At 63.5% G+C, this 20,274-nt stretch carries 22 protein-coding genes; 9 read left to right on the top strand and 13 right to left on the bottom strand.

Annotated elements, in window-relative coordinates; all coding sequences use genetic code 11:
* The first annotated feature begins 86 nt into the window (after positions 1-86).
* Positions 87-674: a cob(I)yrinic acid a,c-diamide adenosyltransferase gene (locus CR492_RS02765; RefSeq protein WP_102842144.1), complete on the top strand. Its 588-nt coding sequence runs from the start codon at positions 87-89 to the stop codon at positions 672-674.
* A 1-nt stretch (position 675) separates the two neighbouring features.
* Here the strand turns inward: CR492_RS02765 and CR492_RS02760 are convergent, their stop codons facing one another.
* Genes CR492_RS02760 through CR492_RS02745 form a run of 4 tightly spaced genes read right to left on the bottom strand, consistent with a single transcriptional unit; the run spans position 676 to position 4,421 of the window.
* Positions 676-2,262: a peptide ABC transporter substrate-binding protein gene (locus CR492_RS02760; RefSeq protein WP_102842143.1), complete on the bottom strand. Its 1,587-nt coding sequence runs from the start codon at positions 2,260-2,262 to the stop codon at positions 676-678.
* 4 nt (positions 2,263-2,266) lie between these two features.
* Complete coding sequence (locus tag CR492_RS02755; RefSeq protein ID WP_102842142.1) at positions 2,267-3,094, bottom strand: carbon-nitrogen hydrolase family protein; 828 nt, start codon at positions 3,092-3,094, stop codon at positions 2,267-2,269.
* A 46-nt stretch (positions 3,095-3,140) separates the two neighbouring features.
* The gene (locus CR492_RS02750; RefSeq protein ID WP_102842141.1) at positions 3,141-3,791 is read right to left on the bottom strand and encodes an alpha-ketoglutarate-dependent dioxygenase AlkB; all 651 of its coding nucleotides are present in this window, start codon (positions 3,789-3,791) and stop codon (positions 3,141-3,143) included.
* A gap of 9 nt (positions 3,792-3,800) precedes the next feature.
* Entirely contained in the window at positions 3,801-4,421 is a 621-nt protein-coding gene (locus CR492_RS02745) for a 2,3-bisphosphoglycerate-dependent phosphoglycerate mutase (RefSeq protein WP_102842140.1), read from the bottom strand.
* Between the two features lie 228 nt (positions 4,422-4,649).
* Between CR492_RS02745 and CR492_RS02740 the strand changes: the two genes are divergently transcribed.
* Entirely contained in the window at positions 4,650-5,006 is a 357-nt protein-coding gene (locus tag CR492_RS02740) for a DUF6460 domain-containing protein (protein ID WP_102842357.1), read from the top strand.
* A gap of 13 nt (positions 5,007-5,019) precedes the next feature.
* On the opposite strand, the gene CR492_RS02735 is transcribed toward CR492_RS02740, so the two are convergent.
* Positions 5,020-6,126, bottom strand: coding sequence for a quinone-dependent dihydroorotate dehydrogenase (locus tag CR492_RS02735; RefSeq protein WP_432431192.1), 1,107 nt, complete (start codon positions 6,124-6,126; stop codon positions 5,020-5,022).
* 125 nt (positions 6,127-6,251) lie between these two features.
* Between CR492_RS02735 and CR492_RS02730 the strand changes: the two genes are divergently transcribed.
* Positions 6,252-6,953, top strand: a complete 702-nt coding sequence (locus CR492_RS02730) for a 4'-phosphopantetheinyl transferase family protein (RefSeq protein WP_102842138.1) — start codon at positions 6,252-6,254, stop codon at positions 6,951-6,953.
* Positions 6,954-6,959: 6 nt separating this feature from the next.
* Here the strand turns inward: CR492_RS02730 and CR492_RS02725 are convergent, their stop codons facing one another.
* From CR492_RS02725 to CR492_RS02710, 4 genes are all read right to left on the bottom strand, one after another.
* A complete protein-coding gene (locus tag CR492_RS02725; RefSeq protein WP_245411930.1) occupies positions 6,960-7,226 on the bottom strand; it encodes a DUF2158 domain-containing protein in 267 nt (88 codons plus the stop codon).
* Between the two features lie 191 nt (positions 7,227-7,417).
* Complete coding sequence (gene hemF, locus CR492_RS02720; RefSeq protein ID WP_102842136.1) at positions 7,418-8,314, bottom strand: oxygen-dependent coproporphyrinogen oxidase; 897 nt, start codon at positions 8,312-8,314, stop codon at positions 7,418-7,420.
* Between the two features lie 258 nt (positions 8,315-8,572).
* A complete protein-coding gene (locus CR492_RS02715) occupies positions 8,573-9,235 on the bottom strand; it encodes a hypothetical protein (RefSeq protein WP_102842135.1) in 663 nt (220 codons plus the stop codon).
* Between the two features lie 43 nt (positions 9,236-9,278).
* Positions 9,279-9,788: a tRNA (cytidine(34)-2'-O)-methyltransferase gene (locus CR492_RS02710; RefSeq protein ID WP_102842134.1), complete on the bottom strand. Its 510-nt coding sequence runs from the start codon at positions 9,786-9,788 to the stop codon at positions 9,279-9,281.
* 194 nt (positions 9,789-9,982) lie between these two features.
* On the opposite strand from CR492_RS02710, the gene petA reads away from it, so the two are divergent.
* From petA to CR492_RS02685, 5 genes are all read left to right on the top strand, one after another.
* Positions 9,983-10,504 carry a ubiquinol-cytochrome c reductase iron-sulfur subunit gene (gene petA / locus CR492_RS02705; protein WP_102842133.1) on the top strand — a complete coding sequence of 174 codons (522 nt, stop codon included), beginning with the start codon at positions 9,983-9,985 and terminating at the stop codon, positions 10,502-10,504.
* A 110-nt stretch (positions 10,505-10,614) separates the two neighbouring features.
* On the top strand, positions 10,615-11,868 hold the full coding sequence (locus CR492_RS02700; protein ID WP_102842132.1) for a cytochrome b: 1,254 nt from the start codon (positions 10,615-10,617) through the stop codon (positions 11,866-11,868).
* A gap of 37 nt (positions 11,869-11,905) precedes the next feature.
* On the top strand, positions 11,906-12,772 hold the full coding sequence (locus CR492_RS02695) for a cytochrome c1 (protein WP_102842131.1): 867 nt from the start codon (positions 11,906-11,908) through the stop codon (positions 12,770-12,772).
* Positions 12,773-12,953: 181 nt separating this feature from the next.
* The gene (locus tag CR492_RS02690; protein WP_102842130.1) at positions 12,954-14,696 is read left to right on the top strand and encodes a lysine--tRNA ligase; all 1,743 of its coding nucleotides are present in this window, start codon (positions 12,954-12,956) and stop codon (positions 14,694-14,696) included.
* Between the two features lie 33 nt (positions 14,697-14,729).
* Complete coding sequence (locus CR492_RS02685; RefSeq protein ID WP_180982404.1) at positions 14,730-15,086, top strand: DUF952 domain-containing protein; 357 nt, start codon at positions 14,730-14,732, stop codon at positions 15,084-15,086.
* 10 nt (positions 15,087-15,096) lie between these two features.
* On the opposite strand, the gene CR492_RS02680 is transcribed toward CR492_RS02685, so the two are convergent.
* Entirely contained in the window at positions 15,097-15,819 is a 723-nt protein-coding gene (locus CR492_RS02680; RefSeq protein ID WP_102842128.1) for an LrgB family protein, read from the bottom strand.
* Positions 15,806-16,213: a CidA/LrgA family protein gene (locus CR492_RS02675; RefSeq protein WP_102842127.1), complete on the bottom strand. Its 408-nt coding sequence runs from the start codon at positions 16,211-16,213 to the stop codon at positions 15,806-15,808. Before CR492_RS02675 ends, CR492_RS02680 begins: the two co-directional genes overlap by 14 nt.
* A gap of 94 nt (positions 16,214-16,307) precedes the next feature.
* On the opposite strand from CR492_RS02675, the gene CR492_RS02670 reads away from it, so the two are divergent.
* Complete coding sequence (locus CR492_RS02670; RefSeq protein ID WP_102842126.1) at positions 16,308-17,192, top strand: LysR family transcriptional regulator; 885 nt, start codon at positions 16,308-16,310, stop codon at positions 17,190-17,192.
* 15 nt (positions 17,193-17,207) lie between these two features.
* Here the strand turns inward: CR492_RS02670 and glgX are convergent, their stop codons facing one another.
* Together glgX and CR492_RS02660 are read right to left on the bottom strand one after the other, a co-directional pair.
* Positions 17,208-19,358, bottom strand: a complete 2,151-nt coding sequence (gene glgX / locus CR492_RS02665) for a glycogen debranching protein GlgX (RefSeq protein WP_180982392.1) — start codon at positions 19,356-19,358, stop codon at positions 17,208-17,210.
* Between the two features lie 105 nt (positions 19,359-19,463).
* Positions 19,464-20,036 (bottom strand): NnrU family protein, encoded by a 573-nt coding sequence (locus CR492_RS02660; protein WP_102842125.1) that lies wholly within the window; start codon positions 20,034-20,036, stop codon positions 19,464-19,466.
* Between the last annotated feature and the right edge of the window lie 238 nt (positions 20,037-20,274).

The raw sequence follows: 20,274 nt of genomic DNA, 5'->3' as shown, positions 1-20,274 counted from the left end.
GCCGAAACTTCAGATCGTCATCGCGCCAAGATGCGTATTGGAAGCCGCCGCCGGCGACGTCGGCCAGACTATGACGAAAGAGCCGCATGGTTGTCCTGAACCGCATTTACACCCGCACCGGCGACGCCGGCCAGACCTCGCTCGGGACAGGCGAGCGCCGCCCGAAGAACGATCTGCGGGTCGAGGTCTATGGCACGATCGACGAAGCCAATTGCGCGATCGGCCTCGCGCGGGTTGCGACCTCGAAGGACCCCGCTTGCGCACGCGTCGACGCCATGCTGCTTTGCGTGCAAAATGACATGTTCGACCTTGGCGCTGATCTCTGCGTGCCAGAGGCCGAACCTATTCCGCAATATGAGCCGCTGCGGATCGTTCAGGCGCAGGTCGACCGGCTTGAACGCAAGATCGACGATCTCAACGCCGAGCTTCCGCCGCTGATGTCTTTCGTGCTGCCCGGCGGATCGAGCGCCGCCGCCGCGCTGCATCTTGCCCGCACGATCACCCGCCGCGCTGAACGGCTGCTTGTCGCGCTCGCCGCGGTTCCGGGCGAACGCGTCGGCGAGCCGGCGCTGAAATATGTCAACCGGCTGTCTGATTTCCTGTTCGTCGCGGCGCGCTACGTCAATCGCAAGGGCGAGGGCGATATTTTATGGGTGCCCGGCCAGAACAGATAGGTTACGGGGCGATCGACACATAGCGTCCGGGATGAATGTCGAGCGCATTCGGCTCAAGGCCCTTGAGCTTCGGCGAGACGAGGTGGCTCGAGCGATAGTTCATCAAAACGATAAAGGGCTGCTCTTTGAGGAGCAGCGCTTCGGCCTCGTGAAGCAGCGTTTTGCGCGCATCGGGATTTTGCTCCTGCGCCGCCCGCTGCATCAGCGCATCGAACTCGGGGCTGGAAAAGCTCGGCGTATTCAAACCCTTGTTGGCGCTTTCGCCAAGAAACAGAAAATTCTGCGCATCGGGATAATCGGCGTACCAGCTCATCCGCGCGGCGTCGAACGGCGGCTTCTCGCGCAAGAGCGCATAGTGGGTGGAGGCGTCCGTGCCGATCAGGCTCGCCTTCACCCCGATCCTCATCCACATATCGGCGATGGCGACCGCGGTCGTGCGGTGGCTGCCTGAATTATTGAAGCGGATCTCGACCTCGAGCGTTTTGCCGCCCTCCCCGAACCCCGCTTCCTTGAGCAGACGGCGCGCCTGCTCCTGCCGCTCGGCAAGGCTCAAATCCTTCCACGCGACTTCGGCGGGAGCGCCATAGCTGGCGATGCCGGGCGGAACGAAGCTGTATCCCGGCGCCATCGAGCCGCCCCAGATCTTTTCGGCCAAAAACTCCCGATCGACCGCCATGGAAAGCGCCTGGCGCACTCTTACGTCGTCGAAGGGCGGGCGGCGCGTATCGAGCGCGTAATAATAGCCGCCAAGGCTCGGCGAGAGATGCAGCGCGTCGGGCAGGTTTTTGCGCACGAAGCCGATCTCCTCGACCGGGACTTCATCATAGGAATCGATCTCGCCGGCCATGAAGCGACGCAGCGCCGCCGAGCGATCCTCGAGCGGAATGAAGATCTCGCGATCGAGCGCAATTTTGGCGGCGTCCCAAAAGCGGGGGTTTTTCTCCAGCACGATCGCATCATTGGGAATGAATTTTTTGAGCCGAAACGGACCGTTGGCGACGACATGCTCGGGATGGGCGAAATCGGAGCTGAACGCCTCGATGGACTTGCGGTGCAGCGGCTTCGCCGTGAAATGCGCCAGCTGCTCCAGAAAATAGGGCGCCGGCTGCTCGAGGGTCAGCTCAAGCTCGCGCTCGCTCACGGCGCGGGCGCCCAGCGCCTCCGGAGGCAAGGCGCCCGAATTGACCTTTTCGCCATTCTTCAGCGTGTAGAGAATATTGGCGTAGGGCGCCCCGGTTTTCGGATCCATCAGGCGGCGGAAGGCGAACACGAAATCGTCCGCCGTGACCGGATCGCCGTTCGACCATTTGGCGTCCTCACGCAGCCTGAATTTATAGACGCGCCCGTCAGGCTCGACGCGCCAGCTTTCCGCGACGCCCGGAATGAGCGCGCCCGCGGCGTCGCGCGAAAGCAGCCCCTCGAAAAGCTCGCCGAGCACATTGCTTTCGATCAGCGTCGTCGCCTTGTGCGGATCGAGCGAGCCGGGGTCGCCGAGCGCGCCGCGCCGCCAGACCATCTCGGCAAAAGCGGGCTGGACGAGAGCAAGACAAAGCGCCAGCGCACAGGAGAGCCGCACCGGAAGGGTCATCGCCTCACGCCGCGGCGAATTCGACCCTGTGGCTCGCCACCGGGATCTGCGCCCGCACTTTTTCAACCAGCGCGAGATCGAGGCGGGTCGAGACAACCCCTACCCCGTCGGACGCCTTGGCGATGACATGGCCCCAGGGATCGACGACCAGCGAATGGCCGTAGGTCAGGCGTTTTTCATTGCCTACAATGTGGACGCCGGTCTGCGCCGGGGCGCAGAAAAAGGTCTGCGTCTCGATCGCCCGTGCGCGGCAGAGCACCTCCCAATGATCCTTGCCAGTCTGCTGCGTAAAGGCTGCCGGCAGCGCGATCAACTGCGCGCCGCGTGCGGCAAGCTCCTGAAACAGCGCCGGAAAGCGCAAATCGTAACAGATCGCGCAGCCGACGATGACGCCTTCGCACGGATAGGTCACGACGGCCCGGCCCGGCGCGAAGGAATTGCTTTCATGATAGCGCGCGCCGTCCGGCGTCGTGACGTCGAACATATGGATCTTGCGATAGCGCGCGATCTCGGCGCCCGTACGGTCGAAGGCCACCGTCGTGTTGTGGATGCGTTCGCCTTCGTCAGGCTTTTCGAGGATCGAGCCAGCGTGGATGAAAACCGCGTGCTTGCGCGCCAGCGCCTGCATGGCGCTATAGGCCGGCCCGCCGGGCAAGGCCTCAGCGGCGGCGAATTTTTCCGCGCGGGAGCCGCCGAGAAAATCGAAACATTCCGGCAGGCTGATCCAGTCCGGACGTTCCTCGGCGACCGCCCGTTCAATCAGCCGTTCGGCCTCGGCGATATTGGCGCCCTTGTCGGCGACCGAATTCATCTGGATAAGCGAGACTTTCATCGCGGGTCCTTCAGGGCGAGAGCGCTGAGCGCCGGACTTCACCCCCTTACTGCCCCCGTCCGGTCACGCGCCGCAAGGTCAAATTGATCCGGCCGCCGCCCTGCAGCAACGCCGACGTTCGCGGAAAAATCCGGTCGACGCCGTGAAAGGCGCGCCGCGACGGGCCGCCGAGCACGATGACGTCGCCTGAGCAGAGCCGCACGCTTTTGGTCGGATCGCTGCGGTTCTGCCCGCCGTAACGGAACAGGGCCTCATCGCCGAGCGAGATCGAGACGACGGGCGCGGAAAAATCTCCTTCATCCGCGTCCTGATGCAGCCCCATCCGCGCCTCCGCGCCATAATAATTGACGAGGCAGGCCTGCGGCGGCGCCGGATAGGCGGAAAACGCGCTCCAGGCGCGCAGAGCGAGCGCGGGGATCGGCCGCCAAGGCTCGCCTGTCACCGGATGGAGCGGCTGATAGCGATAGCCGCCAATGTCCGAGACCCATCCGAGCGTCCCGCAATTGGTCATCTCGACCGAAAACGGCTTTCCGCTACGCGGCATGCGCGGCCGATACCAGGGCGAGACGGACACGAGCGCGGCGATCGCATCGGCGAGGAGCCGCTGCGTTGTCCCGTCGAAAAAGCCGCGCGCCAGAACGAGGCCGGGCGCCAGTTCGACGGACGGCTCAAGCGTTGCGAAAAGTTGTTCCGTCATCCGCTCCGCTTAAGGCTCAAGCACCTGCTTGCTCTCGACGGTCGAATCCGCCTTCAGCCGGTAGACGATGGGCACGCCCGTCGCGAGCTCCATCCCGGGAATCGTTTTCGGCGTCAATTTATCGAGCACCATGATCAGGGCGCGCAGCGAATTGCCATGCGCCGTCACAAGGGTCCGCTTGCCGTTCAGCACCGCCGGCAGGATCTCCTGACAATAATAGGGCAGCACGCGCGCGACGGTATCTTTGAGGCTTTCGCCGCCGGGCGGGGGCACGTCATAGGACCGCCGCCAGATATGCACCTGCTCGTCGCCCCATTGCTTGGCTGCCTCGGCCTTGTTCAGGCCGGAGAGATCGCCATAGTCGCGCTCGTTGAGCGAGACGTTTTTGGTGATCGGCAGATCGGGCTGGCCGAATTCCCCGAGCAGCAGCCCCATCGTGCGCTGCGCCCGCAACAGATCCGAGGTGAAGCCGAGATCGAAGCCGACGCCGGCCGTCTTCAGGGCGCGCCCGGCCGCTTTGGCCTCGGAGACGCCGAGGTCCGTCAGATCGGGATCTTTCCAGCCGGTGAACAGATTCTGCAAATTCCATTCGCTTTGGCCATGACGCACGAGCACGAGAAGGCGATCCATGTCTCTTCCTTGAATAATGGGCGCTAGTCGAAGCCGCCGCAGCTTCGGCGCTGAGCTAAGCTGAGCTTAGTCTGCGCCAAATTTTTTTAAGCGAATTTGGCGCCTCGGAAAACGAAAGAGTTTTCGCGCCTATATATTGACGATTGGAGCCGCGCCGCGCGCCCTGCCCAATTTTGCGGAATGGGCGAAAAAAGCGCAGAATCGCGCCGGCCTCAGGACAGGATCAAGATGACCGACCGAAGCAGCGAATCTCCGCCCTCTCCGCCGCCGGCGCCGCCCGGCTGGACTGATACGCGCGGCCCCCTCGCGCCGGATGCGCACACGCCGCTGACGCGATTCCTCGGCGGCTCGCCGGCGAATGTCGCGATGCGGCTGTTCTTCGTGTCGCTCATTGTCGGCGCCCTGTTCATGTGGCTCGACATCAGGCCGGCTGACGTTTTGCGGGGACTGACCGACCTCTTCAACCGGATTTCGCGGCTTGGCTTCGACGCCATCCGCGAAGTGATCAATTATGTGCTGGTCGGCGCGGCGGTCGTGGTGCCGATCTGGCTCGTGCTCCGCCTTCTCAACATGCGCGGTAAATAAGAGCGTTTGCGTCTTAGGAGACTGGCGGCGCCGTTCCCACGGCGAAATCCTTGGCCCTGCATCCGATCGCGCCCGAAAGAGCGGGCAGACCGCGACGTTCCAGCGTCGCGATCAATCCGCGCTTGATCGCGGCTGGAAGGCCGGGCCCCTTGAAGACGAGCGCCGAATAGAGCTGCACGAGGCTCGCCCCCGCCTCGATCTTGGCGAAGGCGCGCTCGGCGCTGTCGACGCCGCCGGCGCCGATGAGCGGAAATGCGCCCTCAACGCGCAGGAAGGCCGCCGCCAGCATCTGCGTCGACAGATCGAACAGCGGACGGCCCGAGAGGCCGCCCTGCTGCTTCGCCAGATCGGCCTCGCGCAGACCAGCTGGCCGCGACAACGTCGTATTCGCCACAATCAGCCCGTCGATGGCGCGCCGCCTCCCGCAGGCGACGATCGCGTCGAGTTCGTCGAGCGTAAGGTCCGGCGCAATCTTCAAAAGCACCGGCTTGCGGCCGCAGGCCTCGATCATGCCATCGCGCGCGGCGAGGATTCGCGCCAGCAGATCGTCGAGCGCCGCGGAGCGCTGGAGATCGCGCAGGCCCGGCGTGTTCGGCGACGAAATATTGACGGTGAGATAATCGGCGGAGGCCGCGAGTTGCGCAATCGCCTGTACGTAATCCGCCGTCCGGTCCGCCGAGTCCTTGTTGGCGCCGATGTTGACGCCAAGAACGCCGGGCCGGCCAGCGCCGCGCCTGGCGAGGCGCGCCAGCACGGCAGCGGCGCCTTCGCTGTTGAAGCCGAACCGGTTGATGACAGCTTCATCCGCCGTCAGCCGGAACAGGCGAGGCCGCGCGTTTCCTGGCTGCGGCAGCGGGGTGATCGTGCCGACTTCGGCAAAGCCAAAGCCAAGCGCCAGAATCGCGTCGGCCGCCTCGGCGTTTTTGTCAAAACCCGCGGCAAGACCGATCGGATTTGGAAAGTTGAGGCCGAACGCCCTGACGGCGAGACGCGGATCATCGGGCGCCACGGCGCCTCCCGCGGGATACAGCGCCAAAGCCCTGATCGTCAGCCGATGCGCGGTCTCGGCATCCAATTGCCGCAGGACCGGCGTCGCCGCCGCGCCGATCCAGGCGATCAGCCGGTTGAGCGCGGGCGCCATGGCCAAAACTCCTTGCTGGGGGGAAGCGCTTTTCGGCAGCGCTTCTCGGCATCATGCTCTATTCGGAGCTTGCCAAAGCGTAAAGGATTCGCGACCGACCGATTATGACCATCGCGCAATGGATTCGATCCGGAGCCGCCCGACGGGCGGCGATTTCAGATCCCGCCGCAAAACTCTGGCTGGTTGAGGCCGCGCCCGATCCGGAGCGCATCGCCACGGCCGAATCGCTCCTGAGTTTTGACGAAATTGCGCGCGCTGACAGGTTCTATCGCCTGGAGGACCGGGCCCGCGCCGTGCTCTCACGCGCGGCCCTGCGTCTCATCGTCGGCGAGGCCGCAGGAATCGCTCCGGAAAAACTTGCGTTCTCGCTTGGGCCCTTCGGCAAGCCGCTCCTCGCCGCGCGGCCAGACCTTCATTTCAACGTCTCGCATTCGGGCGAGCTCGCGCTGATCGGCCTCTCAGCCGAGCGGATAATCGGCGTCGACATCGAGCTGATGCGTGACAATCTCGACGAAGCCGAGCTGGCCCGAATATTTTTCTGCGAGAGCGAATATCGCCTCATTGCCTCGAAGGAGGGCGCGGCCCGGCTTGAGGCCTTCTACCGGATCTGGACGGCCAAGGAGGCCGTCCTCAAAGCGCTCGGCATAGGCGTCGCCGCCTCGCTCAAGGATTTCGAGGTGAGGCTTTCGCCCGGCCCGGCGGCGATCCAGCCACGCGCCGGGAGTTTTTCGCCGGCGCTCGCCAATGTGCAGATCGAGCCCGTCGCGGCGCCGGATTCTTATGTGGCGACCGTCGCGCTGGCCTAGTTCTTATCAGCGATGCTTCTTCTTGCCGCGCGGCTTGCGGTCCCGTTCGTCGTCGTCCTCGTCGTCTTCATCGTCCTCATCGACGATGAAGATCTTCTCCAGCGCGATCAGAGGCAGGAAACGCGTTTTCACGTCGCCGTCGACCTCATCGTACCAGATGGCGTTGACGCCGTCGTTGTCGAGCGAGACCACCGTCATCGGCGGTCCGTAAGACTTCAGCTGAACAATATCGCCTGGCGCGATGCCGGCGTCGTCTTTTTCAATGTCAGTCACTTCAGTCTCCATGCGCGGCCATCATCGGCGCGAGGGTTCCGCCATCAAAGAAGGAGGCGGATGCGGCGGAGCCTACCCACCGCATCCGCCGGCCCTCGCGCGGGGCTGTCGCCCCGGATGGTCGCGCGGACCAAACTCGTCAAAGCCTGCGGCGTCAAGCGCGGCGGCTTGCGATCAACGCCGGAGCGCTCTCATGGCCATTCGGCCATAGGCGGCAGCGAGGATAAAATCGCCTCGACATTGCCGCCGGTCTTGAGGCCGAACACGGTGCCACGATCATAAAGCAGGTTGAATTCAACGTAGCGGCCGCGGCGGACCAGCTGCTCGTGACGATCGGCCTCCGTGAAAGACAAATCGAAATTGCGCCGCGCCAGCTTCGGATAGATGTCCGCAAAGGCGAGGCCGACCGCCTTTGTGAAGGCAAAGTTCTTGTTGAAGATCTCCGCATCGTCCGGCGGACATTCCAGATAATCGTAAAAAATCCCGCCAACTCCACGCGGCTCATTCCTGTGCTTCGAAAAGAAGTACTCGTCGCACCAGGCCTTGAACCGCGGATAGTCAGCGACCGGCTCGAAGCCCGCGCAGGCGCCGGCCATGGCGGCGTGAAAATCAACCGTATCCGGATCGGTCTGCGTGCGGCGGCGGTCGAGCACAGGGGTCAGATCCGCGCCGCCGCCGAACCAGGCCTTACTCGTCTCCACGAAGCGCGTGTTCATGTGAACGCAGGGCACGTTGGGATTCCACGGATGGGCGATGAGCGACACGCCCGAGGCCCAATAGCGCGAATCGACCTCGGCGCCCGGGATCTGCGCGGCATATTCCGGCGCAAAAGCGCCGAACACCGTCGAGGTATGGACGGCCATCTTCTCGAAGACGCGGCCCTTGAGGACGGCCATCAGACCGCCGCCACCCGTTTCCTTTTGCCACGGCGTCTGCGTGAAGCGACCTGGCGCCATATCCGGCCGCGCAAAGGGCCCGGCGGCGTCATCTTCGAGGCTTTCGAAAGCTTTTATGATTTGCTGCTGCAATGATTCGAACCAAGCGCGCGCCTCGGTCCCGCGCCGCTCGCTGATCGTCGATTCAATCATTACACGGTCTCCTTGCGGCGATATTCGATCCCTTGGCCGCCCCTTGCCGGCCCTGTCGGGCGAACGACCACCGCAACAGCAGCCATAATAAACGATTGCGGCCCGGCCAGAATGCGGCGGATCAATCCGCGCGCAGTTTCCAGCGGCGGCGCTTTAGAACGCGGTTATCGACCGAATGGAAGTCCATCGGTCGATAAAATCGCTCCGCACGCAAGGAATTCGACCAAAATCCATCGATCGAGCCGACCGCGACGCCTTCTAAAGCCCGGCGACGGCATCGGGTCTTGCGGCGGGTTTTGGCCGCGGCGCGTTACCCGATGGTTTGAACGCGAACTTGAAGGTCTGCACCAGCGCGGTCCTGACGTCATGGCCAAGGCCGGTCAGCTCGAGGCTATAGCAGAATGTGGCGGCGCCGTGCGGATCGCTTGCGCCGGCCTCCGCCTTTTGCCGGGATTCGGCCGTGACGCGGGTAAGCCGATCCGGATTTGCGACGAGTCGGGCGAGTTCCTTTTCCTTGAGCAGATAGTCGATCGCGACATCGGCGCGCATCTGCGCCGAGGCCCCGTCATATTCGCAAACGGGGCCCAAACGGCCAATGTCCATCAATCTTGCGAATTCCGCCGGTCCGAGTTCGGCGATCATCTCCGTGGCGGGCCCCGACAGACGCTGCGAGTCGAGCTGATCCATCACTGAAGCGAGCGCCGTCGACACTGTTTTCTGATCGAGCTCGACCTCGAAGCCGGCGACCGAAAGCTTCGTCATCGCGCCGGCATGGGAGAGAAATTTTTCCGTGGCGGTCTGGATCGCGCCGAACTCGGAGACGAACAGAGCCAACGCGGCGCAGCCCGCGAGAACCCCGATGACCGACCGCGCGGCGGAAAGCGCGTCATTTAGCCTGTCCTTCAAAGCGGGTTCAGCCATTTTCGCCTCCTGTCGCCATCTCCCTTTGGCGTCGAGGCTGAAGTTACGCTTTGTTAACCTCGTCCCGCGTGCGCTCTTGCACCTGTCGGATCTGCCGCATCGCCTCGCCCGCCACGATCGCCGCCGCGACCGCGACATTGAGCGAGCGCATCCCATCCGCCAGCGGAATGATGATTCGCGCGTCGGCGCTGCGATGCACATCGTCCGGCGCCCCGGCCGATTCGCGCCCGAGCAGCAGAATGTCTCCGCCCCGAAAGGCAAAATCGGCATAAGGGAGCGCAGCCTTGGTCGAGAGCAGCACGAGCCGCGCGCCTTCCGCGCGACGGGCTGCGTCGAAGGCGGAGAACGAGACATGGCGCGCGATCGAAACATGATCGAGATAATCCATGCCGGCGCGGCGAAAATGCCGATCGCTGACCGGAAAGCCGGCGGGCTCGATGAGCGCCGCCCGCAGTCCGAGACAGGCGCACATGCGCAGGATCGTCCCGGCGTTCTGCGGAATGTCGGGCTGGTACAGCGCGACAGTCAGATCGACCGGCTCGAACGGGCTCATCCCTCGCCGACCTCCGCCAAAGGGCGCAGACCGGCAAAGGCTTGGCATGGGATTTTCATTACTTTTAAAAAAACTTGGCGGCGAAGCGTCACACCTTGACCTATGATGTTGATTCTTTCCACGCCCTTGATTAGTGCGTAGGGAAATTTGAGGCGTTCCAAATTGCGGGGGCGCAGCGCCAGTTTGAGGACATTATGGCAGCCACCACCACGCTGGAAGAGCCGACCCGCCGAGATTTTCTTTACATCGCGACAGCCGCCGTCGGAATAGTCGGAGCCGGCGCCGCAGTCTGGCCGCTGATCAGCCAGATGAGCCCCGACGCCTCGACGCTCGCGGCCGGCTCGGTGGAAGTTGACATAAGCGGCATCGCCGTAGGTCAGATCCTCACGGTGAAATGGCGCGGCAAGCCGATCTTCGTGTCGCATCGCACGCCCGAGGAAATTGCCGCCGTCCGCGCGGTGCCCATGAACGAGCTGAAGGATCCCGCGACCGATCAGTCCCGCGTGGAAAAGCCGGAATGGCTCGTCGTTATCGGCATCTGCACCCATCTCGGCTGCGTTCCGCTCGGCAATGAAGGCCCCTATCACGGCTTCTTCTGCCCCTGTCACGGCTCGGTCTATGATCCCTCGGGCCGCATCAGGCAGGGGCCGGCCCCGGCCAATCTTGTGGTTCCGCCCTATAAATTCGTCAGCGACGCCAAGATTTCCATCGGCTAAGCTTCAGCGGTGGCGGGCCGCCGCGCATCGGCTCCTCCCGCAATCCTGAAGCTCCCCTATTTTTCAACGCGGCGCCATCTGAGGCGGCGCATTCTGACAGAGACGAGCGCATGAGCGGAGAATCGACTTACGTCCCGAAGAATGCAGTCGCGAAATGGTTTGAAAGCCGCTTGCCAGTGCTGGGGCTGGCGCATTCCTCCTTCGTGGTGTTCCCCAATCCGCGCAATCTGAACTACTGGTGGACCTTCGGCGGCATTCTCGCCTTTCTGCTCGTCTCGCAGATCATCACCGGCGTCGTGCTGGCGATGCATTACACTCCCGAATCCACGCTCGCCTTTGATTCCGTCGAGCGCATCATGCGCGACGTGAACTTCGGCTGGCTGATGCGCTACTGGCACGCCAACGGCGCGTCGATGTTCTTCATCGGCCTCTATGTCCACATTCTTCGCGGCATGTATTACGGCTCCTACAAGGCGCCGCGCGAGGTCTTGTGGCTGCTCGGATTCATCATCTATCTCTTGTCGATGGCGACGGCCTTCATGGGCTACGTGCTGCCTTGGGGACAGATGAGTTTCTGGGGCGCCACCGTCATCACCAGCCTGTTCTCGGCGATCCCGGTCGTCGGCGACGCCATCACCACCTGGCTGTGGGGCGGCTATTCGGTCGATAATGCGACGCTCAACCGCTTCTTCGCCCTGCATTATCTGCTGCCCTTCATGATCGTCGGCGTCGTCGGCCTGCATATCTGGGCGCTGCACGTGCCGGGATCGAACAATCCGATCGGCATCGAGCCGAAGAGCGCGAAAGACACCCTTCCCTTCCACCCCTATTTCACGGTGAAGGACGGGTTCGCGCTCACCCTCTTCCTGATCTTCTATGCCTGGTTCGTGTTCTACATTCCGAACTATCTCGGCCACGCCGACAATTACATCGAGGCCAATCCGCTGGTGACGCCGCCTCATATCGTTCCGGAATGGTACTATCTGCCCTTCTACGCGATCCTGCGCTCGGTCCCTTCAAAATTGGGCGGCTTCCTCGCCATGTTCGGCGCCGTGCTGATCGTCGCCGTCTTGCCCTGGCTCGACAGCTCGAAGGTCAAATCGGCGGTCTACCGTCCGCTGTTTCGGATCTTCTTCTGGATCTTCGTCGTTGACGCCGTGCTGCTCGGCTATATCGGCTCGCAGCCGCCGGAAGGCGGCGCGGTGATCGCCGGGCGCCTGCTGACGGCCTATTATTTCATCCACTTCCTGGTGATCCTGCCGCTGCTCAGCCGATTTGAGCCGACGCGGCCGCTGCCGGCCTCTATTTCCGACGCGGTGCTTGGCGACTCCGCGAAGGCGGAGCCCGCGCTGGCGAGCCACTGAGCCCAAAGAGACGGCCGTGTCCAAAAGGAATTCATTCATGACGCTTGCCAGCAAATTCGCCGCAGGCGCGGGGGCGGCCTTTTTCGGCGCCCTCGCCTTAACCTTCGCGGTTTCAGCGACTTCAGTTCGCGCCGAGGACAAACCCGCCGCAGCCGGCGAGGCCGCAGCCGAGGCGCATCCTCACCCGCACCGGCAGCCGTGGAGCTTCGCCGGCCCGTTCGGCAAATTCGATCGCGCCCAGCTTCAGCGCGGCTATCAGGTCTATAAGGAAGTCTGCTCGGCCTGCCACTCCATGCGGCTCGTCGCCTTCCGCGACCTTGAAGAGAACAGCGGGCCCGCCTTCTCCGAGTCCCAGGTCAAGGCGCTGGCGGCTACCTTCAAGGTCAAGGACGGCCCGAACGAGGCCGGCGAGATGTTCGAGCGGCCCGGACGCCCGTCGGATGCTTTCCCCTCGCCGTTCCCCAACCCGCAAGCCGCGCGCGCCGCGCTCGGCGCCATTCCGCCCGATATGTCGGTGCTGGCCAAGGCGCGCGACCTGCACAGCGGTTTCCCGGGCTTTGTCATCGACGCCTTCACGCAATATCAGGAGGGTGGCCCTGACTATATCTACGCCCTGCTCAACGGCTATACGAAGCCGGACGATCCGAATTTCAACGCCATCTTCCCGGGCCAGCATATCGCCATGCCGCCGCCGCTGAGCGACGGGCTGGTCGATTATACGGACGGCGCGCCGAAGACGACGCCGCAATACGCCAAGGACGTCACCGCCTTTCTGATGTGGGCCGCCGAGCCGAAGCTCGAGGCGCGCAAGAGCCTCGGCTTTGCAGTGATCATCTATCTGGCCGTGTTCGCCGGCTTGCTCTACACGATCAAGAAGCGCCTGTGGGCGAAAGTCCCGCACTGAGCCGTTCGGACTACGCTGCACTCTCGGGGCGCGATTGGCTTTGTCAGTCGCGCCTTTTCTTTTGGCTCTGTCGCGGCGGGGATGCGGGGCGTCTTTCCCGCGCCAAGCGGATGCTTGCCGTGCGTCCGTCAATCTGTCAGCACAGCGTTAAACCTCCTCCTCCGCCTCAAGGAACCGCCAAATGCCGACCGGCGCCGATTTCCCCGCCCCTTCGCCGGCCAATCTGGCGGAGCCGATCTCGTCCGAAACGATCGAGGCCGCGCTGAAAGCCAGCGCCTGGCCGTTCGAGGAAGCGCGCAAGCTGATCGACCGCCTCAAGGCGACCGGCAAGACCGAGATCATCTTCGAGACCGGCTACGGCCCCTCCGGCCTCCCCCATATCGGCACCTTCGGCGAAGTCGCCCGCACCACCATGGTGCGCCACGCGTTTCGCGTCATGACAGAAGACCGCGTCAAGACACGCCTCCTTGCCTTCTCGGACGACATGGACGCGCTGCGCAAGGTGCCGGACAATGTACCGAACAAGGCGATGCTCGAGTCGCATCTCGGCGAGCCGCTGACCCGCGTGCCCGACCCGTTCTCCAACGAATACCCCTCCTTCGGCGCCGCCAATAATGCGCGGCTGCGCGCCTTCCTCGACCGTTTCGGCTTCGATTATGAATTCGCCAGCTCGACCGATTATTACGCCTCGGGCCGGTTCGACGAGACGCTGCTGCGCATGCTCGCCGTCTATGACGCGGTGATGGACATCATCCTGCCGACGCTCGGCCCGGATCGGCGGGCGACCTATTCGCCTTTCCTGCCGATCAGCCCGCGCTCGGGCAAAGTGCTGCAGGTTCCGATGGTCGAGCGCGACGCCGCGCGCGGGACGATCGTCTATGTCGATCCCGACACCGGCGAAAAAATCGAAACGCTTGTCACCGGCGGGCGCGTCAAATGCCAATGGAAGGCTGATTGGGCGATGCGCTGGTTCGCGCTTGGCGTCGACTATGAAATGGCCGGCAAGGATCTTATCGAATCGGTCAAGCTCTCAAGCCGGATCTGCCGCGCGCTCGGCGGCCAGCCGCCCGAGGGCTTCAACTACGAGCTTTTTTTGGACGACAAGGGCCAGAAAATCTCGAAGTCGAAAGGCAATGGCCTCACCATCGACGAATGGCTCGCCTATGCCAGCCCGGAAAGCCTGTCGCTGTTCATGTTTCAGAAGCCGACGGCGGCGAAGCGGCTTTATTTCGACGTCATCCCGCGCGCCGTCGACGATTATCTCAGCTTCCTCGAAGCCTATCAGCGTCAGCCGATCAAGGAACAGCTCGGCAATCCGGTCTGGCACATCCATTCGGGGGCGCCGCCCGAGCCTGAAATTCTCGGCTCCGGCGAGCATAAAACCGCGGTCACTTTCGCCATGCTGCTTAATCTCGCGGCGGTCGCAAACAGCGAGGACCCGCAGGTGCTGTGGGGCTTTCTGCGCCGCTATGCGCCGGACGTCTCGCCCGAAAACCATCCGCGGCTCGGCGCCCTCATCGCCTACGCCGTGCGTTATTTCCGCGATTTCGTGCGGCCAGTGAAAGCCTATCGCGCTCCGGACGAGGTTGAGCGCGAGGCGCTGGGGCGGCTCGCCGAAATGCTGGCGGCGCTGCCGGCGGACGCCAGCGCCGAGGCGATCCAGGCGGCGCTTTACGATATCGGCCGCACGATCCCGCGCTATCAGGACATGAAGGCCAAGGGCGCGACGCCCGATCGTCCCGGCGTCTCCACCGATTTCTTCAATATGCTCTATGCGGTGCTGCTCGGCGAAAGTCGCGGCCCGCGTTTTGGCTCCTTCGCCGCGCTTTACGGCCTTGACGAGACATGCAAGCTGATCGCTGCGGCGCTGAGTGGCGACCTCATCAAAGGTCACGAAGAATTTCTGACCGAGCGGAGGACCTAGCCGGTGCCGACGCGGCAAGGCGAAAAGTCAAAAATGGAGCTGATCTACAAGATCGCCCCGGCCGCTCTGTGGCGGCAGGCGCAGGACCGCGGCCGCTTCGACGGCTCGGCCGTCGACCTCAAGGATGGATTCATCCATTTTTCCACCGCCGCCCAGGTAGAGGAGACGGCGCGGCTGCATTTCGCCGGTCTCTCCGACCTCGTGCTGATCGCGGTCAACGCCACAAGGCTTGGCGCCGATCTGCGCTTTGAAGCCTCGCGCGGCGGCGCCTTGTTTCCACATCTTTATGCGCCGCTGCCGCTCGATTCGGTGGCGTCGGTCAAGCGGATCCCGCGCGGCGCCGGCGGCGTCCATGATTTTTCGGGCCTGATCGACGCGCCGGCCAGTTGAGCCGCCGAAGCTAAAACCCGCCCTTCAACCCATAGGCGAGGATCGGCGCGGCGAGCACATTGAGCAAACCCGCAAGCACCATGACGAGACCGGCGATCGAGCCTTCCTCCTGCCCGATCTCGCGCGCCTTGGCGGCTCCGGCGCCATGCGCGCCCATGCCCAGCAGCGCGCCGCGGGCGAGACTTGAGCGCAGCGGGAGCAGCGTCAACATCAGTTCCCCGAGCGCCGCGCCGAAAATGCCGGTGACCATGACGAAAATCGCCGTCAGATCGGGCGCGCCGCCGATGTCGCCCGACACCTCCATGGCGAAGGGCGTGCTCATCGAGCGCGGCAGCAGGCTGAGCCGCAAATCGCCGGAGAGGCCAAGGACGCTCGCCATCGCCCAGGCCGAGACCATTGCCGTGCTGCTGCCGATGAGGACGCCAAGGAGCAGAACGCGCCAGTTGCGGCGGATCGTCTCGCGCTTTTCGTAAATCGGGATCGCAAAGGCGACGGTCGCCGGACCCAGCGCCAGCATGATCCAATGCGCGCCGCGCATGTAATCGACGTAGCGCGCGCCCAGCAGAATGGCGAGAGCGAGCAGCAGCGCCGGCGTTACCGCCAGGGGCGAAAGATACCAGCGCCGCCAGCGCGCATAGATTTTTCGCGCGCAAAGATAGAAGCCAATCGTCGCCGCCGGCCAGAACAGCGCGAGCACGATCGGCGAGTCGAAGCCGAGATTAACGAGCGACATGACGCGACGTCCAGCGCGCGCAAAGATCGACCGTCAGCGCGGTCGAGGCCATGACGCAGAGCGTGCCCGTCAGGATGACGACGAGCAGCTTCAGTCCGAGCACGCCGATAAATTCAGAATGGTCGAGCAGCGCCATGACCGCCGGGACGAAGAACAGCAGCATCTCCGCAAGCAGCGTCTGCGCCCCGCGACGCACGCTGAACACGCTCATGCGCCCGCTGAGCAGCAAGGCCAGCACCGCCGCCATGCCGACGACTCCGCCGGGGACGGGCAGCCGCAAGGCCTCCGCCGCCGCCTGGCCGAGAAACCAGAATCCGGTGAGGACGCCGAGCTGAAGCAGTCGGCTATGGTGGAACGCATATCGAATGCGAAGAAGAGGCCCGCGCGTATGCATGTCCGTATCTCCAGGTTGCGGACAGGCTACACTGCGGTGCAACATGACAAAAATGAATTGATTTCATAGAGTCTATTCTGATATCGAATTGATTATGGAGTTGAGAACGCTGCGCGCTTTCGTCGAAGTCGTCCGCCAGGGCGGCTTCTCGGCCGCCGCGAAAACGCTGAACGCGACGCAGCCGACGATCAGCAAATCGGTCAAGCTGATCGAGGAAGAGCTCGGCGTCCCTCTTTTGGAGCGGCTTGGCCATCGCAGCGAACTCACGGCCGCCGGCGACATCGTCTATCGCCGCGCGCTCGCAATGCTTGCCGAGCGCGACGATCTCATCGCCGAACTCGACGAATTGCGCGGGCTGAAGCGCGGCGTGCTGCGCCTCGGCCTGCCGCCGATCGGCACGAGCCTTCTGTTCGCGCCGCTGTTTGCGATCTATCGCAGTCGCTATCCCGGCGTCGACATCCGCCTCAACGAGCATGGCAGCAAGCGGCTGGAGGAACTCGTCGCCGCCGGCGAGCTCGACCTTGCCGCCGTGCTGCTTCCTGCCGCGCATGATTTTGAATGGCAGAAGGTGCGCGACGAGCCGCTGATGGCGCTGATGGCGACGGACCATCCGTGCGCCGGAGAGGAGAAGATCGGGCTGGAGCGACTGAAGACATCGCCCTTCATCCTGTTCGAGAGCGGCTTCGCGCTCAATCAGGTCATTCTCGACGCATGTGGCCGGCAGGGCTTCGCGCCGACCGTCGCCGCGCGCAGTTCGCAGATCGATTTCGTGATCGAACTTGCCGCCGCGGGGCTTGGCGTCGCCTTTTTGCCCCGGCTGATGGCCGAGCAGCGCGCCAACCCCGGCGTCCGACGCGTGCTGCTTGACGAGCCGGGTACGCAATGGCGGATGGTTCTGGCGTGGCGGCGCGGCGGTTATCTCTCCGCCGCCGCCAGAGCCTGGCTCGCGCTCGCGCGCGAACAAAAGACCGGCGCGTGAGGCGAACCGCCTGCCCTATTCGGCGGCGCCCTCATCTGGAACCAGCGCGAACAACAGAAACGATCGCGCGGTCACCGCATATTTCTGGCCGAAGCGGAAAGTCTGCGTTTCCCGCTCATCCTCCTCGACGGATAGATTCGTGTCGATCATCAAGGTCCAGTGCTGATTGGCGCCGCCCTGGCTCGGCAAGGTAAATTCGACGATGTCGTCCCAGGCGTTGAAAATCATCAAGATGGTCGCGTCTTCGCCGCGCTTGTGGATGCCGGTCGGCTGCGCGCGGCCGTCGAGCATGAGGCCAAAACATTGCGCGAGCTCCCAATCGCCCTGCTCCATCTCGCCGCCGCCGGCGTTGACCCAGGTCAACTCCTTGATGTCGAGTTCTTCATTATAGGCGACGGTTAAAAAGCGGCCGCGGCGCAGGATCGGGAAACGCCGCCGCAGCGCCGTGATGCGCGTGAAAAAGCGGATCAGTCTGAGGCCGCGCTCGCCAAAATTCCAGTCGACCCAGGACACTTCATTGTCCTGGCAATAGGCGTTGTTGTTGCCCTGTTGCGTGCGGCCGAACTCGTCGCCGGCGACCACCATCGGGCACCCCTGGCTGAGCAGCAGCGTCGCCAGCATGTTGCAGATCTGGCGCTCGCGCAGCCTGTTGATTTCCGGATCGTCGGTCGATCCCTCGACGCCATGGTTGAAGGAGCGGTTGTCGTCCGCGCCGTCCTTGTTGTCTTCGCCATTGGCCTCATTGTGCTTCTCGTTGTAGGAGACCACGTCGTTCAGCGTGAAGCCGTCATGGGCGGTAATGAAATTGACTGACGCCCAGGGCTTGCGCCCCTGATGATCGAACTCCTCGGGCGAAGCCAGAAGCCGCGGCGCGAGATCGCCGGCGCGGCAGGCGCCTCTCCAAAAATCGCGCGCGGCGCCGCGAAACTTGTCATTCCATTCCGACCAGCCGGGCGGAAAAGCGCCGACCTGATAGCCGCCGGGCCCGCAGTCCCACGGCTCGGCGATCAGCTTCACGGTTCCGAGCACGGGATCCTGGCTGCACGCCTTGAGGAAGCCCGACTGATTGTCGAACCCGTTCGGCTCGCGCGCGAGGATGGTGCCGAGATCAAAGCGGAAGCCGTCGACATGGGTCTCATTGACCCAATAGCGCAGGCTGTCCGTCACCATCTGAATGACGCGCGGATGCGACAGATTGACGGTATTTCCGGTGCCCGTGTCATTGACGTAATGCCGCTTCTGGTCCTGCGGCAGCCGGTAATAAGAGGCGTTGTCGATGCCTTTGAAAGACAGCGTCGGGCCGCGCTCATTGCCTTCGGCCGTGTGATTATAAACGACGTCAAGGATGACCTCGAGCCCGGCGTCATGGAAGCGCGAGACCATCTCCTTGAACTCGCGCAGGCAATTGGCGCGATCGGCCGCATAGCGTGGATCCGGCGAGAAAAAGCCGATTGTATTATAACCCCAATAATTAGTGAGATTTTTTTCAAGCAGGTAGTCGTCATTGATGAAGCTGTGGATCGGCAGCAACTCGATCGAGGTGACGCCAATCGATTTGATGTGGTCGATGACCTGCTTCTCGCCGAGCCCTGCGTAGGTTCCGCGCAGTGACTCTGCGATGTGCGGATGAAGTTTGGTATAGCCGCGCACATGCGCTTCATAAAAGATGGTCCGATCCCACGCGACGGGGCTGCGTCTTGGCTGCCCGCGCCAGTCGAAATTCGGATCGACGACGATCGATTTCGGCATGAAGGGGGCGCTGTCGCGCTCGTCGAAGGAGAGGTCGCCGTCGGCATGGCCGATCGTATAGCCGAACACCGCCGGGTCCCATTGGAGGTCGCCCATATGGGCGCGGCCATAGGGGTCGAGCAGCAGTTTTGTCGGATTGAAGCGATGGCCGGCGTCCGGCTCATACGGCCCATGCACCCGATAGCCATAGACCTGCCCCGGGCCGACGTCGGGAAGCCAGCCGTGATAGATCTGGTCGGTATATTCGGGGAGCGCCACACGCTCGAGTTCGGTCTTGCCCTCGGAATCGAACAGGCAGACCTCGACCTTCGTCGCATTTGCCGAAAAGAGCGCGAAATTAACGCCCTTGCCGTCCCATGTCGCGCCGATCGGATAGGGCAGGCCTTCGCGTATCCGGGATTTTATCGTTTCCGCCATCACGCCGTCTCCCATAGCGCCCGACGCGCCAAAGATTCTGCAACCCCTCGGAGGTTAGCGAGTTTCGTGCCGTCAGCGGGCGAGCGCGCGCGTTTCGCCGCAGGCTCACCTCAGAACAGGAACCCCGATCAGGATGGGATGGAGGAAGATCATGGCGACATAGGCCGCCGTCCCGACGATCAGCGTCACGGCGTCGGCGCGGGTGAATTCCGCGAGCCGGGGCGCCCCCACGTCGCCGCGCCGCTTGACCGCGATCCGGTCGTAGACGGCAAAAGCGAGGAAGGAGAAAAACAGGATCATGCCGCCAAGATCGCCGTTGACGAGGAGATGCGCCAGCGCCCAGATTTTGATCGCGACAAGCATCGGATGCCGTAGCCAGCCCCTGATCCGGCTCGGCGTCTTGCCCATCGCCGCCAGTGCGATGAAGGCCAGCCACATCAAAAGCATGGTAATGTGGCGGGTCCACTCCGGCGGCGCCCAGACCGGGATCAGGCCGGACGCGCGATAACGCGAAAAGCCCCAGACGATCAGGACAAAACCCACGAGGGACGCCGCCGTGTAAGCAAGCTTGTAAGGCTTCTCACCGAAGCGTCCGATCAGTTCGCCGCGCGTCTCGCGCATCGTCGTCAGCACATGGACGCCGAGAAAGACGATGAGTCCGAAGATCAAGATCAGCATGTCATCTTCCCTTTAGGTTGCGGGCCAGCGCGGGCGCGCCTTCGCCAACCGCCCGGCTGCTCTATCACAGAAGCGACGGATGCGGCGAGGCGCGATTGGCGACATATGCCGGTCGATTTGCGCCAACCGCTTGACAAGCCGAGGGCGCCGGAACCACGCTTTGCGGCCCGATAATGCAGCCGGAGGCCGCAGCCGCCGAATTGTTCACGGCAATTTGCGCGGTTTCAGCCGGAGCAAA

The organism is Methylocella silvestris (genome assembly GCF_002891535.1).
Classification (GTDB): Bacteria; Pseudomonadota; Alphaproteobacteria; order Rhizobiales; family Beijerinckiaceae; genus Methylocapsa; species Methylocapsa silvestris_A.
This window is presented reverse-complemented; position numbering and strand designations above follow the sequence as displayed.